The sequence below is a fragment of the Dictyobacter sp. Z7_2 genome (assembly GCF_057551105.1).
The window spans coordinates 1,692,185-1,707,653 of sequence record NZ_BAAJPE010000001.1 but is presented as its reverse complement, the minus strand read 5'-3'; the positions used below and the strand labels follow the sequence as shown (position 1 = coordinate 1,707,653).

Annotated in this window: 13 protein-coding genes; 7 read left to right on the top strand and 6 right to left on the bottom strand. The window is 49.5% G+C overall.

The annotated features are described in order from the left end of the window. Positions 1-64 precede the first annotated feature (64 nt). Both AC27N8_RS06605 and AC27N8_RS06600 read left to right on the top strand, forming a co-directional pair. Complete coding sequence (locus AC27N8_RS06605; protein ID WP_487065190.1) at positions 65-1,150, top strand: phosphotransferase; 1,086 nt, start codon at positions 65-67, stop codon at positions 1,148-1,150. Between the two features lie 200 nt (positions 1,151-1,350). Further along, positions 1,351-1,959 (top strand): hypothetical protein, encoded by a 609-nt coding sequence (locus AC27N8_RS06600; protein WP_487065188.1) that lies wholly within the window; start codon positions 1,351-1,353, stop codon positions 1,957-1,959. A 74-nt stretch (positions 1,960-2,033) separates the two neighbouring features. Here the strand turns inward: AC27N8_RS06600 and AC27N8_RS06595 are convergent, their stop codons facing one another. Beyond that, positions 2,034-3,188 (bottom strand): GntR family transcriptional regulator, encoded by a 1,155-nt coding sequence (locus AC27N8_RS06595; protein ID WP_487065186.1) that lies wholly within the window; start codon positions 3,186-3,188, stop codon positions 2,034-2,036. 55 nt (positions 3,189-3,243) lie between these two features. Here AC27N8_RS06595 and AC27N8_RS06590 point away from each other — a divergent pair, with 55 nt between their 5' ends. The 5 genes from AC27N8_RS06590 to AC27N8_RS06570 all read left to right on the top strand — a co-directional run bounded on the left by AC27N8_RS06590 (position 3,244) and on the right by AC27N8_RS06570 (position 10,232). Beyond that, positions 3,244-3,561, top strand: coding sequence for a hypothetical protein (locus AC27N8_RS06590; RefSeq protein WP_487065184.1), 318 nt, complete (start codon positions 3,244-3,246; stop codon positions 3,559-3,561). 107 nt (positions 3,562-3,668) lie between these two features. Beyond that, the gene (locus tag AC27N8_RS06585; RefSeq protein ID WP_487065182.1) at positions 3,669-5,036 is read left to right on the top strand and encodes an extracellular solute-binding protein; all 1,368 of its coding nucleotides are present in this window, start codon (positions 3,669-3,671) and stop codon (positions 5,034-5,036) included. 102 nt (positions 5,037-5,138) lie between these two features. After that, positions 5,139-6,104 carry a carbohydrate ABC transporter permease gene (locus tag AC27N8_RS06580; RefSeq protein WP_487065180.1) on the top strand — a complete coding sequence of 322 codons (966 nt, stop codon included), beginning with the start codon at positions 5,139-5,141 and terminating at the stop codon, positions 6,102-6,104. A 19-nt stretch (positions 6,105-6,123) separates the two neighbouring features. Beyond that, entirely contained in the window at positions 6,124-6,945 is an 822-nt protein-coding gene (locus AC27N8_RS06575; protein WP_487065178.1) for a carbohydrate ABC transporter permease, read from the top strand. Between the two features lie 47 nt (positions 6,946-6,992). Further along, complete coding sequence (locus AC27N8_RS06570) at positions 6,993-10,232, top strand: alpha-mannosidase (protein ID WP_487065176.1); 3,240 nt, start codon at positions 6,993-6,995, stop codon at positions 10,230-10,232. Positions 10,233-10,339: 107 nt separating this feature from the next. Here AC27N8_RS06570 and AC27N8_RS06565 read toward each other — a convergent pair whose 3' ends face one another. The 5 genes from AC27N8_RS06565 to AC27N8_RS06545 form a co-directional block, all read right to left on the bottom strand. Continuing rightward, complete coding sequence (locus AC27N8_RS06565; RefSeq protein WP_487065174.1) at positions 10,340-10,669, bottom strand: hypothetical protein; 330 nt, start codon at positions 10,667-10,669, stop codon at positions 10,340-10,342. Positions 10,670-10,833: 164 nt separating this feature from the next. Further along, positions 10,834-11,856, bottom strand: coding sequence for a TIGR03557 family F420-dependent LLM class oxidoreductase (locus AC27N8_RS06560; RefSeq protein ID WP_487065172.1), 1,023 nt, complete (start codon positions 11,854-11,856; stop codon positions 10,834-10,836). A 145-nt stretch (positions 11,857-12,001) separates the two neighbouring features. Further along, positions 12,002-12,676: a DUF4389 domain-containing protein gene (locus AC27N8_RS06555; protein ID WP_487065170.1), complete on the bottom strand. Its 675-nt coding sequence runs from the start codon at positions 12,674-12,676 to the stop codon at positions 12,002-12,004. A gap of 285 nt (positions 12,677-12,961) precedes the next feature. Beyond that, on the bottom strand, positions 12,962-13,294 hold the full coding sequence (locus AC27N8_RS06550) for an SCP2 sterol-binding domain-containing protein (protein ID WP_487065168.1): 333 nt from the start codon (positions 13,292-13,294) through the stop codon (positions 12,962-12,964). Positions 13,295-13,388: 94 nt separating this feature from the next. After that, positions 13,389-15,446: a GMC family oxidoreductase N-terminal domain-containing protein gene (locus AC27N8_RS06545; protein WP_487065166.1), complete on the bottom strand. Its 2,058-nt coding sequence runs from the start codon at positions 15,444-15,446 to the stop codon at positions 13,389-13,391. Positions 15,447-15,469 lie beyond the last annotated feature (23 nt).

Genomic DNA, 15,469 nt, shown 5'->3' with positions numbered 1-15,469 from the left:
CGAGAGGCGATGGCTTAAAATATCATCTCCCCTGACACGTCTTCAAAATCAGGAAGGTGACATCATGATGGAAAAACTGCCTCTCATCTGGTATTCTTCTGTTGAAGAGTGTGAATTGTGTTTTGTTAACCACTCTTGTTGGAAGGATACTGATGATATGAAGCATCGCATAAATATGGCTGAAAGCATTATCATTTCAGCCGTTCAAGAGTATTTTTCTTTCCATCTTCAATCTTTGGAGTTCCTTCCCGTGGGGGAGGGTTCCTGGGTGTACAAAGGGCAAGATGAGAGTCACAATTCATGGTTAATTAAGCTCTCTCGCTTGAATACGTCTACTGTTGCTCCTGTGACCACGTATCTTCACGATAAGCTTGATCTTTCTTTTGTGGTCGGTCCTATCACTCCTCTTGACCAAAGGGCAATCCCAAAGGTAAACGGGTATGACCTTGGTATCTATCCCTTTTTTGAAGGCAGAACCCTGAGCTATGAGGACCTGAATGCAGAGCACCAAACTGAGATAGCTCAAGATTTGCGGAGAATGCATGATGCCAAACTGCCGCAGTCTATCCGAGCACTTCTTCCTGGAGAATGTTTTGACAAGTTTCAGGTATCCGCAAGAAACCTGGTGAGAAAGACAAAAGAGTATGTTGGAAATGACGTCCTCTTAGAGCACTTGCGAGATGTTGTGATATCAAAATGGCATGTGATAGATCAAACTATTGATAATGGTTATCGATTGAGTCAGTATTGCCAACAACACGTCTATGATCAGGTGATCTGTCATGCAGATATTCACCCATTCAATATTATAGACACGTCAACCAACCTCGTCATGATTGATTGGGACAGCATCATGCTTGCTCCGAGAGAACGAGATCTCATGTTTTACCAGCAGGAAATGAAAGCAGTTGATTCTGAATTTCACCGGGCTTATGGCCTTGATTATCAGCCTGATGCTAATCTCATCAGTTACTACAACTATGAATGGGTTTTACAGGAATACACTGACTATATTGGGCGACTGTTTAATTTGTCGTTAGGTGATGAGGCACGTACCCATGCCCTCGATGAATTTCAGGAACTTTTTGGCCTTCAGCAAGAGTTGGGTGGTGTGGTGAAAGAGGCTCTCTGCTCTCCTCTGCCGGACTAATTCCCGACGTGGCACCTTCTAGCGAAAAGATCAGATAAAGCTCCCAATTCGGCTGCCCCTTGTAAGTATTATACGGCGAGGTATCAGAACGCATAATAGTATTGATTGACAATCTTCCCGTTTACTGTGCATACTATCGTCACAAGCTGATCACTGGTCACTTGCTAAAAGGGAACAAAGAAGTTGCTGAGGAGCGCTTGATGGACAAAAAACACTTTTTTCGCGATCTCTTTTTCGGGCTCAGTTGCCTGTGTGCGCTTGTGATGATTGCTGGCTGTGCCAGCTCCGCAGGCCCTGTCGCAGAAGGATCAGCGACTGCGACCAGTACGGCTCTCTCGGGTACGAGCACCAGGGCTGCCTCGACCGTCAATCAGGCAAGCACGATCCAATTTACCCTGTCGGGAGGAAAAGCGGCCAGCTACACATTGCATGCTGCTACTCCGATCTCCAAACTGCGACACGGACATCGCGAATTCACGATCGATATTACACAGGGGCCGCAGATTATTTTTCTGGTCTTTTATGGGTACGCGGGACCGCAAGCCTATACATTGTCCAAGAAAACCAATGGCGGTGACGTGCATATCTCACTTGGTGATACTGCGCCATCCTGGGACCTCTCCATCCAACCCGAAGCCAGTTGTGCCATGACTGTGGATAGCGATACTCCGACGGCGCTGGCGGGCCTGGATCGGATGAAGGGACACTTTGATTGTCCTCAACTCTTTTCTAGCAATCCTAAAGATCCCCAACCTCCTGTAACGCTACGCAATGGCTCTTTTGATATTGGCATCATTGTGGAAAGCTAGCCGGCTGATATTTTGCTCCTCCTCTGATGGCCTGCTTATTGCCGTGTCGCTACGTCTATTCCGGAATAGTTTCCTTATTGGACCGCCTGAGTCTTTTTGACGTGTAATTGTGCGCCACACGATTCGCGAATAATCAGATTGGCGGCCAGCTCGATATGTTTGGGAGGACCGCTTAATCCTTCGATTCTGCTGATTAATAATGTTCCTGCGCGTAGTCCGATGTCAAAGAATGACTGGGCAATGGTGGTGAGAGGCGGATTGATGCGCGAGGCAAAACGTTCATCATCAAAACCAATGATGGCCAGATCCTGTGGAATTTTTAATCCCAATGCATGAGCAGCTTGCATGATATCCAATGCCACAATATCATTGACCGCGAAGATAGCGCTGGGCCGATCAGGCCGTTGTAGAAATGCCTTCAGGCTTTGCGGGACATTACTGTGCCCGGGACTCAGATCTGCCGTGATCAGCGTTGGATCGTCCGTCACGCCATAGGTCTGGAGTGCCTTATGATATCCCTGCAAGCGCTCTCGCACGGACGACGTATTTTCTGGCGTCTCCTCGTGCAAGTAAACGAAACCAATGCGTCGATGGCCTAAAATAATCAGATGCTCGGTGGCGCGATATCCTCCGCCATGGTTATCGGTGCCAACATAATCCGTGGTAAGTTCAGATAGATATCTGTCAATAAAGATAAGCGGAAAATTCGCGGCTTGCAGATAACGGATTTCGTCCAGATAGGTGGCATTGCCGACCGGATAAATAATGATCCCTGAGACCTGATTGGCGTGCATACGCATAATATCGCGTATCTGCTGATCCGAATCCCTTTCGGTATAATTGAAGCTGACGGTATAGTCATGCAATTTTACCGCCTGCTCTACACCGACTAAAATATCCAGGTAAGCTTGAGAGGTTTCAACACGATTGAGCAAGAGTCCAATCTGTTTCTGCTCCTGGGCCGTGGTGAGAGTGAGAGGTGTCTCTGGCTGGTGCCGTACAAACGTTCCTCGTCCTTGCGTGCGTTCGATGAGTCCTTCATCTGCCAGGAGCGCCAGCGCCTGACGTACGGTATCGCGGCTGATTTTATACTCCGATGCCAGTTCATTATCGGTCTGGAGGCGTGTTCCGGCTGGCAAACGTCCATCTAAAATCCGCTCACGTAAAGAAGATGTGAGTTGTTTATGAAGGATCTTTGTTCGTTCTTTTTTATTCAACTTCTCTGTCAAATTACTATCCTTCCGCAGGAATCGTTTGGATGCTTAAACTGATCAAAGATATAGCATGATTTTAGCATATTTTTTGATTATCTCGCAATGTTTGCAACTGATTTTCGCTTTTTGCAGAAGATTTGCGGTTTTTAGAAAAGCCGTTTCGCATCCTGGTGACGCTTTTATGCAGATATATCGATCCTTTTATGCATCCATGCTCATTTATGAGTATGAAAAAGAGCGCATAAGCTCATTGACAAACGCGATTTTTTACCACATACTTACTGTATCCGCAAGCGAAGACTGCTTGCTTGTTCCTGGAGATGTCGTTGCATTGCTCATAAAAATGGAGGAAGATGGCTTTTCGTTGCTGAACAATCTGGTCTTTTGATTGGCTTTCATTTGGAAAATACTGGCGATGTTGCTCAGTATTTGTGTTAATCAGAATGTCTTTAATATTCACCTTTACTGAGTAGTCTCTATCAAAGGAGATATCGAATGCGAGATCGACTCAAGTACCGCTATTTTTTTTCGCTCTTTGCGGTGTTCATCCTGCTAGCTCTTCCCGCGTGCGGAAGTAGTACTGCTAGCAACGGTAAAAAGACAGTAACCGTCGTTTATCAGCAATTTGGTCCTCCACCCTACTACGATGCCCAATGGTGGGGTAATGTACAGAAACAGTTAGACGCCTCGAATGCGAACATCCAATTAAAGCTTGAGCCTATTATCGCTGATGAAGGCGATTATTATACCAAGCTGGACTTAATGCTTCGCTCACCAAATACCGCGCCAGATCTCGTGCGCGAGGATAGCTTTTTGATTGGCTCGGATGCGACCGCCGGCTATCTGGCACCTCTGGATAGCTATCTCAATGCCTGGCCTGAATACAAAGAGCAGTGGTTCCCCAGCATGCAGAAAATTACGACCTTCAATGGTCACAATTATGGCGTGATGAATGGAACTGATGTCCGTCTGGTCTGGTACAACAAGGATATCTTCAAAAAGGCTGGTCTGCCCACTGATTGGCAGCCAAAGAGTTGGAACGATATTCTCACCGCTGCAAAAGCTGTGAAGAGCAAAGTCTCGGGCGTTGTGCCTCTGAATATCTATTCCGGTATTCCGATGGACGAGGCTTCCTCGATGCAAGGTTTCGAGATGCTTCTCTATGGTACGCAGACTCCGCTTTATAACTACAAAACAAATAAATGGATCGTTTCTAGCCCTGGCATTAAGGATTCATTGAATTTTGTGAAGCAGGTCTACAATTCTTCTGATTTGCTTGGCCCGTCGAATGATATCGCTTTAAGCACACAGGCTGGTAATACTGTTTCTCAGCAGTTGATTCCACAGGGGAAACTGGCTATCGATATTGATGGTTCCTGGCTCCCTGGCTCCTGGGCTACCGGTGGAGCAGCTCCCTGGCCTGCCTGGCAGACAACTATGGGCATGGCAAAGATGCCAACACAAGATGGCTCAGCACCTAACAATGTGACGCTTTCCGGTGGTTGGAGCTATGCTATCGGTGCTCATTCTTCCAACAAGGACGCAGCTTTCCAGGTTATGAAAGTCGCTAACAGTAAAGATCTGCTGGGGGCTTATGACGTTGCAGCTGCACAGATTGCGCCACGTAAGGACATTACGACCTTGCCAGCGTATAAAGCACTACCAGGAAGTAATTTCTTCTCTGATCTTCTCACGTTCGCACAGTTTCGTCCAGCATTCCCTGCCTACGCCAAGATCTCGGTGCAGATCGACTCGGCTATGCAGCAGGTGATGCAAGGGAAGTCGGCTGACGATGCCATGGCTGCGTATAAGCAAGCCGTAGTAGGTATCGTAGGCGCGGCTAATACCGAAGAGAGTCCATAAGAGCTCTCGCAGCGGTTTGTATGCAGCAATCTCTAGAAATGTTTGTTTCTAGAGATTGCTGCATCTATTCAATGCATGTGAGAAGAAAGAAGAGAGGATACTATGCAAACGACAAACGCTCAAGCTGTCGCTGTGGAATCAGCCACCCCGGCGAAGCGCAAAATCAAACCTCAGCAGACACGACAAAATAAGCATGTGCGCGTTGGCCTCTTGTTTTTAGCTCCTGCCGTGATCGTAACTTTTGTCTTCATGATTGGCCCGGCCCTGTGGTCCATCTATATCTCTCTGACAAATATGTCGTTAACGGGCGCGGGAGCCGCCACTCCGCAATGGGTCGGCTTACAAAATTTTGTGCAGGTCTTCCATGATGGTGAGTTTCTTAATGCACTGCGTGTCTCTCTGACCTATCTGGTCTTTTCTGCTCTGATCGGGCAGGCGGTACTGGGATTGCTGCTGGCCCTGATGATGCGTAAGCGTAACCGTATTTTTAAATCCGTGCTTGGTGGTATCATCGTGGTCGCCTGGGTGATCCCTGACGTGGTCGCCGGCTTCCTGTGGAGTACCTTTCTGGCTGGTGGACCACAAAGTGTCCTGGCTCCTGGCACGCTGAACATCATCATGAATCTGATTGGCGCGCCGCAGCACGCCTGGTTGCAAGAAGTTCCTACATTGATGGTTATCATTGCGAATATCTGGCGTGGTACCGCGTTCTCGATGATGCTCTATGCCTCAGGATTAGAGAGTATTCCCGATGAATTGATTGAGGCGGCTTCTGTTGATGGGGCCGGCGTCTGGAGACGCTTATGGTCAGTGATCCTGCCGCTCCTCAAAGGAACTATCGCCACAGACCTCTTGCTGATCACGCTCTCGACATTATCTGACTTCACGCTGGTCTTCATTTTGACAGGTGGCAGTAATTCGAACACCGAATTGATGACTATTTATCAATATCGTCAGGCGTTCCAATTCTATCAGATTGGCTATGGTAGCGCGATTGCGTTGTTGATTATTGCAGTGGGAGCAATCCTTTCACTCATCTATATCCGCCTTTTGCGTATAGAATTGTAATCTCAGTAGGAGGAAACCTATGACTCTGCGTCGTGCATTGACTGCTACGCCAATCTATATTATCCTGGTTGCGCTGGGGATCTTCTTTCTGGTCCCGCTGCTCTGGCCCGTGTTCGCGAGCATTAATCCCGCTGCCACCCTGGCGCTCACGCTGCCCAGCAATCCGAGCCTGACCAACTTTACGACCATTATCGGCAATGGGACCGTGGTCTCGCCTTTCACAAATAGTCTGATCCTGGCCGTCTCGACGATGGTGCTGGTGATCGTTCTATCCGGATTGGCGGCGTATCCGCTCTCAAGATATCAGTTCCGTTTCAAAAAGTGGCTGATGTACTTCATTTTGTTTGCCAGTGCGCTTCCGGTACTTGCTCTGGTCACGCCGCTTTATGCGATGTACGTGGCGCTGAATCTACAGGATACTTTACTGGGCTGCGTCCTGTTCTTTGTCGCCAGCGCGCTTCCTTTCTGTACCTGGCTGATGAAGAACTTCCTCGATGGCGTCCCGGTTGAGATGGAGGAGGCGGCCTGGATCGATGGCGCTTCGACTCTGTCCACCTTGCGCTATATTATTATGCCTCTGGCCGCTCCAGGCATTGCCGTCGTGGGTGTATGGAGCTTCCTGGGCGCGTGGACAAATTTCTTTGTGCCGCTGATCATCCTCCAGAGTCAGAATCTGCTGCCCGCCTCGGTGAGCATCTACACCTTCTTTGGTGCCTATGGACAGGTAAACTATGGACAGTTGGCCGCTTTTGCTTTACTCTATGCCTTACCTGCCATTTTGCTTTATACACTGGTTTCGCGCTTCTTTGTTAAAGGTGTGAGTGGTGGTCTTAAAGGCTAGCCTGGTGCTTGCCGCTATGTTGCAGTGATTTGAGGAGTTGATGATTCATGATTCATTCTATCCGTTGGACGATACCAAAAATTGAGCAGCGTTTAAAGTTGATTGAGCCTCTGATCTATCGTCATCGGCAGGCCATCACGCCCTTTCGTTATCGAGAGCTTGCCGGCCCCGATGTACAGCCGCCGATTGGCACTGATGTCTCCGATGGCGATTGGACGGTGATTGAGCCGCTCAGCTATTGGGGACCATCGTATACGGATTTTGTGTTACGCAGTAATTTTACTATCCCTGAGGATTGGTCGCGTGATCTTCAGATCGCTTTATACCTTCCGCTGGGTGAGCCTGGAGACTTCAGCCATCCTGAGGCCCTCATCTATATTGATGGCGTAGCCTACGCGGCCACCGATCGGAATCATCAGGAGGTTCTGCTGCGGACGGATTGGCAGGATGGTGCCACACATACGCTCTCTCTGCATGGCTGGACCGGCCTGGGCGATAGTCGCATGGCTGATCTCCTGAGCTTTCCTGATGATGCCGATGCGGGAGAGTTTACGCATGCGTCTACGCCCCCTACCGTGCTCAATTTGCTGATGCGCCAGTGTGAGGTGGTCCAACTGGATCAGCCGACACGTGATCTGGTGAATCTGGTACGTGTTCTGCTGGGCTCGGCGAAGGTCCTGGATGAGAATGTTCCTGCGCGTGGCAAGCTCTTGTACGCACTTGACACGGCTTTTAAGATTCTCGATACGCGCGAACCTTTCGGCGAGGCATTCTATGATAGCGTTGCACCTGCTTACGCAGTGTTACAGGAAGGTCTGGCTCTGGCTGGAGCGCCTCTGGATGTGCATGTGGGAGCAACGGGACATGCTCATATCGATGTGGCCTGGCTCTGGACTCTGGCGCAGACGCGCCGTAAGGCTGGACGTTCCTTCCATACCGTCATTCGTCTGATGGAGCAGTTTCCCACGTATCGCTTTACGCAGAGTCAGCCGCAGCTCTATGATTATGTTCGTCAGGATTATCCCGAGCTGTTTGATGCTATCAAGCAGCGGGTGGCGGAAGGTCGGTGGGAGACGATTGGTGGCATGTGGGTGGAGGCCGATTGTAATCTGAGCGGTCCAGAATCGTTGGCCCGTCAGTTTTTGCTTGGTCGCTCATTCTTTGAGAAGCACTTTGGTGCAGGCGTCGAGACTCCTGTGCTCTGGTTGCCAGATGTCTTTGGCTATGCCTGGGCGCTTCCTCAACTGATCAAGCAGGCTGGAATGGAATATTTCTTCACGATTAAGATCGGCTGGAGCCAGTATAATCGTCTGCCCTACGATAGTTTCTGGTGGCAGGGGATCGATGGCACACGCGTCCTGACGCATTTCAGCACGACCCCCGATGAGGGTGAACATGCCAGCACCTACAATGCCAATGCGACCCCGCAGCAGCTATTGGGAACCTGGACCAACTTTCGTCAAAAGGATCTCGGACATGGCTCGGTGGTGCCTCCCTTGCTGATGGCCTATGGCTTTGGTGATGGCGGTGGTGGCCCCACGCGTGAAATGCTGGAGAATATCGAACTGATGGATGCGCTCCCCGCGATGCCTCAGATTCATCAGCAGAAAGTGGGCGACTTCTTCAAGGAACTGGATGAGAATTTTGGTGAGGTTCTCCCGACCTGGAATGGTGAGCTCTACCTTGAACTGCATCGTGGTACCTATACGACACAGGGACGCAACAAGCGTGCCAATCGTGCCAGCGAGTTTCTGCTCCATAATGCTGAATACCTGGCCGTCCTTGCCTCGCTGCTTGATGCCCCATATACCTATCCTGATGAAGCCCTGGGACGTGCCTGGGAACTGGTCTGTCTCAACCAATTCCACGACATCATTCCCGGCAGTAGCATCAACACCGTCTACAAGGATTCGCAGCAGCAATATGCAGAGATCTCCTCGCTGGCCCAGGAAGTTAGTCAGGCTGCGCTGGAGACCATCGCGCATCACTATCAGGGCGACGTACTGATCGCCAACGCGACATCGTTTGAGCAGGATGATCTCGCTTTCTGGCCTGATCCATTGCCATCAGGACATCATCTGGAAAACGCTCAGACACATGAGCCGGTGTATGTGCAGTCAGGAGAGGATGGCAATTGGATCGCCGCAGGCCCCCTCGCGCCATTGAGTATCACTCCATTGCGCATCGTGGTTGGCGAGACCGCTGCCTTAGAAGCAGAACTGACAGCCACAGAGACGCTGCTTGAGAATCGCTATGTCCGTATCGAGTTGAATACGGATGGCGATATCACGCGCATCTTTGATAAGCTTGAGCAACGCGAAGTGCTTGCCCCTGACACGCTTGGCAATCAGTTTCAAGCTTTCGAAGATCGTCCCAAGAACTGGGATGCCTGGGATGTCGATATCTTTTATGACGATCGGATGTGGCTGGCTGATCCCGCAATATCGGTACAGGTTGTAGAGTCCGGTCCATTGCGCGCCACCTTGCTGATTGAGCGCCGTATTCTGCATAGCAGCTACCAGCAGCGCATCTCACTGGGATATAATAGTCCACGCCTCGATATCGAAACGCATATCGATTGGCGCGAACGACATATCTTCCTGAAAGCCGCCTTTCCTGTAGACATCCTGAGTCCAGCAGCCACCTATGAGATCCAATGGGGCAACGTCCAACGTCCAACCCATCGCAACACATCTTGGGACTGGGCTAGATTTGAAACGTGCGCGCAAAAATGGATCGATCTGAGCGAAGGCGGCTACGGTGTCAGCTTGCTCAACAACGGTAAATATGGACACGATGTCCATGACAACGTTATACGCGTCAGTCTGTTACGCAGTCCCACGATGCCTGATCCTCAAGCAGATCAGGGAGAGCATACGTTTACCTATAGTCTCTTCCCGCATGCCGGAAATTGGAATGAGTCGACGATCGCTGCTGCTTACTCCTTGAATGATCCCTTACTTGTCCATACGGTCGACGCCGCTACTACTGACAGCCAACGTAGCGAGTCCTCGACCCAACTGAACTCATTGGTCTTTGCGGAGCAGCCCAACATCGTCATCGAGACGATCAAGCGGGCCGAGGATGGCAATGGAATTATCGTGCGCCTGTACGAAAGCCAGCGTCGTCGCGGTCAGGTGACTCTGACTACCGGCTTTGAGTTAGCGGAAGTCTGGCATACCAATCTGCTTGAGCACAACGAAGAGCAGTTGCCAGCCCAGGGCAATCAGGTCTCCTTCTCGGTGAAGCCCTATGCGATTGTGACGCTGCGTCTTGTGAAGGCGTGATCTAGTTTGTATGTCTAGTCTTTCTGCGTACCGCTCCTTTTATTTTAAAGGAGCGGCACATTGCCTCTTGATTCTCTTCAGAGTCCCAGCTTTTTCGGGAAGCATCATTAATGTTGTCCCCAGGTTATTGAATGGATACGATTAAATATTATATTAATGGCAACAGTCACCAAAAAGCACAGAACAAGAATCGTATATAGAAGAGCTACTAAAAAACCATTCAGATAGAAATTCGGGCTACTTACAAGTAGGGCTATCGCGATAATTGACATAACTAACATAAGAAATAACGAGGCAATTGCAAGTGCCAATCTTTGACCGGCTGTCGGATTTTGGGAGGAGAGTTTTTGCTCACTATTGTTCTGAAATTGTCTGTCATACTGTGTATCATAGGTGGTGGATTGATCCTGACGAACTTCTTCATATTGTTGTGACATGATGGTTCCTTCCTTTTTATATCTATGCCTTTTACTACATAATTACGCCTAAAATGAGACTGAGGTTGTATACAGAAGTTAAAGTTTCTGTATGCAATTCAAATGCCTCTTCTCCTTGCAAGGAGAAGAGGCTCTCTTTCTATCAATATTTGTTTGGAAACAGGTTACCTGCTTCCTGCACCAGTAGTCTGACGTTGAGTTTTACGAATTCTGGGGAGGATATCCTGTGCATAGCTTTCGATAAAGCCATGCTGATCCGGTCCCGGGGAGTGAACGATGATGGTATCGAAGCCCAGGTCGATATACTCCTGCACAAACTGGATGTGCTCATCGGCATCATTGGAGAAGCAGCCTGTTTTCTTGACCGTATCTGGTCCGATGACGGCCCCATTCTCAGCCGCCATTGCGGGTGAGTAGATTTTTTGATCGAAGAGAGCCGGGACATAGGTGCTGGCCCAGTATTTAAGCTGCTCCTGGATAGCTGCATCGATATCGGTTTTATAGGCAACGTTGATCTCGATCAGGCGAGGCATCTGCGATGGATCTTTTCCCGCTTCACGAGCAGCCTGCTCGAAGTTTTGCAGCAGTGGTTTGTAGATCTCTGGCTCTTTGCCGCCGACACTGAAGAGACCATCGCCATAGGTACCGGCAAAGGTTGCGCTATGGGGGACGAGGGCAGAAATGTAAATGGGAATGTTTGAAGTTGGCGGTGTGAAGAGACGAGCTTTGCGTGTCTGATAATATTTCCCATCGAAGGAGACATCTTTTCCTGTCCAGAGCTGTCGTATCAGCGTAATTGCTTCGGCCAGTCGTTCCTGGCGTGTTGCATATTCGGGCCATTCGCCAGTCGCTGCATAGTCATTCAACGCTTCGCCCGTGCCCAGTCCCAGATACGTTCGCTTGGGAGCAAAATGCGAAACGGTCGCCGCTGCCTGGGCGATGATGGATGGATGATATCTCACAATTGGGCTGGTGACCCCTGTACCCAGTTGAATGTTATTGGTTTGCACGGCGGCTGCCCCCAACCATGTCCAGGTAAAAGGGGCATGACCGTCTTCGCTCCAGGGATGAAAATGGTCGCTTACGTCCAGGAGATCGAACCCTGCTTTATCCGCACTGACACTATATTTCAAAAGCTCGGTCGGATTATATTGTTCCGGACCTGCTTTCCAACCTATCTGAACCATTGTTGAACCCCCTCCTGGTGTTGCCAGAAATTTGTGATTGTAGATAACACTATCAAATCCTGACACGTTGGAATGAGGGAAAAAGTGTACATCACCACGTTTTAGCTGTCCAATAGCTCAGCTGCGAGAAAGGTGATTTCCTGCTCTATGTTCCCAATCGGAATGGTGGATACTGATCGGTCACCAGCATAATGGCGTAGGCAACGACTCTATTATGCCAACGGATAACTCCCTCTACGAAATTGAAGAGCTGCCTGGGATAGTGTCCAGTAAACAGAATTGCAAACCAGACGATGATTACTACGATGAAGGTCGCAATATTCAGGAATACGAGTACAACAATATGAGGAATAACAAGAATCCATTTCACCAGTGGCAGCCACCGATTAAGATCACGTGCTACGTCGGGATAGGGATAGTCCAGGTGCACGGACTGTTGATCGGTTGTGGATGGATAACGGTCGTCCATCAACAATAAGTAGACGCTGACCCGGTTGGCGAACCTTTGCAACTCAAGATTCCAATCAAACCACCATCGTGGATACTTCCCTCGAAAGAGGATCGTTAAGAGAGGAGCCAGGAAGAGCAGGCCACCGGTACCAACTGCAATTGTGATACTTCGACCATCTGACGCCGACAATTGCCCGCTTCCTCCAGATACTGCTCCAAATACAATCAAGATAGGAAGCACGGTAAAGATGCGAAAGAATGTCGTTACTCGGTTGAGCGGCCTATCCGGATAATCGACCGAAAATTGGACAGGGTAGAGGGCCTGCGGTGTTGGCTGTATCTTTTCACCGTTTTGAATATTCTCATCCATAATACTTTCCCTTTGACAGGTAAATGAATTCAGACCATACAATGACGCCTACACTGCCGGAGACTAAATCGACGATTTAATATCCAATATCAGTTTCCAGTCCTTATATTAAGCCATGAACATCCCTGGACAATCACATTCTACATAGATCATATCACAATACTGATACAAGAATAAATAGAGTTATAGCAGAAGCAAAATAGCGGAAAGAGGGCGATATGCGAATCGCCCTCTTTCGTTATCTTGTCATAATAAAAATATCTCTAGCGCCCAGGTCCAGGTCTTTTATTTCGTGGATTGTTCGATGGGGAAGAACTGTGGAACTTTCATGGCAAGCATCATGTCACCTGTTACTTTGAGTTTACCGGTCATAAATGCTTTCATGGAGTCCATTCTGCCTTCTGCGATAGCGATCCAATCTTTTCCGCTGGTAGTAAAGGTCGTGTCAGGTTTTTCAACGCCTCCTGGTATGAGCTTACCCACTCCATTGGCAATTTGAAAAGCCCAGACGCTTGCTTCGTCTCCAGTGATATTCCATTGAATCGTTTTAGTGATATCGCCTGCGGCGGCGGCATTAAATCTCTCTGGCATAGATATGAAAAGCTCGGCAACTGTCATGATAGTGACCTCCTTTTTGAGACACGAAACGTTGAAAAAGATGCTACCGTAAACCAATATGTATGATAAATACATATGGTATGGGTATGTGTCGTTAAAACTCTGTTTTCATATATTGGCTTGCTTGATGAGCAAGAGCCATGATTGATAACATGGGATTCACTCCTGATGCTGATGGGAAAATGCTACTATCGCAGACAAAGAGGCCCTTGATGCCATGGACCTGATTGTGACTGTCTGTGACAGACGTGTTGGGATCTGCCCCCATGCGGCAGGTTCCCATCTGGTGGGCAGAGAACATTACGATGCGGTTAGCGGTCAGGCCACGGCTTTTCACCTGTTGATCAAAGGCATGTAGACGTTGCTCCTGCGTGACCTCGTTCTCTGAACGTTTCAAATCAGTAGGCTTGTTTTGTAAGGAAATAACTCTTTCTGCGCCGGCTGCAAGATGGATACGCGCTCCCTGACGCAGGCCGTGCAGGAGATGCTTGCGATCATAGGCTGAAACGCGATAGTTCACAATAGGCTCTCCCGCATGATCCATGTTGACGGTGCCTTCGCCTCGGTCGCGTGTTAAGACAATGATTGAGGCCAGATGGGCAATGCCTGTCATCTCCTCACGGTATGTACGCGCAGAATACCATGGCGTCGCCAGACCGAACAGCCCGGGATGGGTAGGAGCTACCTCCAGTGTGTAGCCATAGTTTCCGTTCAGGCGTGCAAACTGCTTTGAATATGCTGATTGTAGTACTCCTTGCCAGGCGTAGACCTTCTCTCGATAGGCTCCGACGCTAATGGCGGTGGGATGCAGGTGTAGATGCTTCCCTATATGACTGTTCTCAACACCTGAACGTAGTAAGAGCAGCGGCGTGTGTAATGCGCCTGCTGCAAGTACGACCATTCCTGCGCGAATAGTTACAATATGAGTTGTATCCATCTGCGTATTATGCACAATGGCGCTAACTCCAACCGCTTTGCCATGTTCAATGAGTACCTTTTCGGCGCTGCCATTGACGATAATACGGGCGTTGTGATCATAGGCATCCTGTAAGTAGGTCTTCATAGTGGATTGGCTACATCCATAGCGACAACCAAAATTACAAGTGCCACAGCGCTGCTCACAGCCAATCGCATTGCGCTTTACTGCTCCTGCGTGATAACCAAGCGCCGTGGCTCCATCAAACAGCAGTTGATTTTGTCTGTTGTGCTGGCTCTGCTGCTCACTGACATTAATGCGCTGCTCTACAGCCGAAAAGCTCTGCTGCAAAGCTGAACCAGTAAAGCAATCTTTCAGTCCCGAAGATTGGTCCCATTCAGCTAGAATGTCGTCAGGCGCACGGAACGAAGTCATCCAATTGACAACCGTACCACCACCCAGGGTACTTCCTGCCATCATGATCAGTCCCAGATCTTTTGTCGAGAGCGCTCCGTTCTTTAAGAAGAGTTCGGACATAGACTGCTCTTCTTGCGAGGTAAAGTTCCCTTCATGATTGTAACCTCCTTTCTCCAGCACGATGACGCTCTTGCCTGCTCTGGCAAGTTCGCCTGCGACAACTCCGCCACCCGCGCCGGAGCCGACGATGACGACATCTGCTTCCAGAGTGGTCTTCTGCGTAATTGATAATGGTACAATGGGAGCTGGCTGCTCGGGTCGTGGTAGTTCGGGGCGGATATAATCTAGCACCGCCCAATTGGGATTGCTGCCTTGTTCATCAAGCGAGGAGAAGTAGATCAGGCCAGCGAGGCGCTTTAATCCCTGATAGCCCTGACGGAATGGCCCCAGTGGACTATTCGCCAGGGACAGCAGGTATTGCTCACGCTTTTCCTGTGAGAGGTTGACAAAGGCATGAGCACTTCTCGCTAATAAGAAGCCTACCGGTGGCGCCGAGAATAAGCTTAAGAAGAGCCGAATATCTGCCTGTGTTTCTTGGCTTTGCTGGCCCAGCTTTTCTGCGATACGTTGTGCAACGTGTAGATCACGAGCACTGCGCTGGTAGTAAGCCGCGACGGCCTCTGCGCTTCCTGCGGGAGGATCAAGTGAGGGAAGCAAGGTATCACAGATCGCCTCCAGGATCGCAAATTCGCTGGGGGTAAGCCAACCCGAGATTCGCTTCTTCATCGCTGGGACTTCGAGATGAGGTGTGATGGGCATAGTACGATCTACCTCCTTTGCCC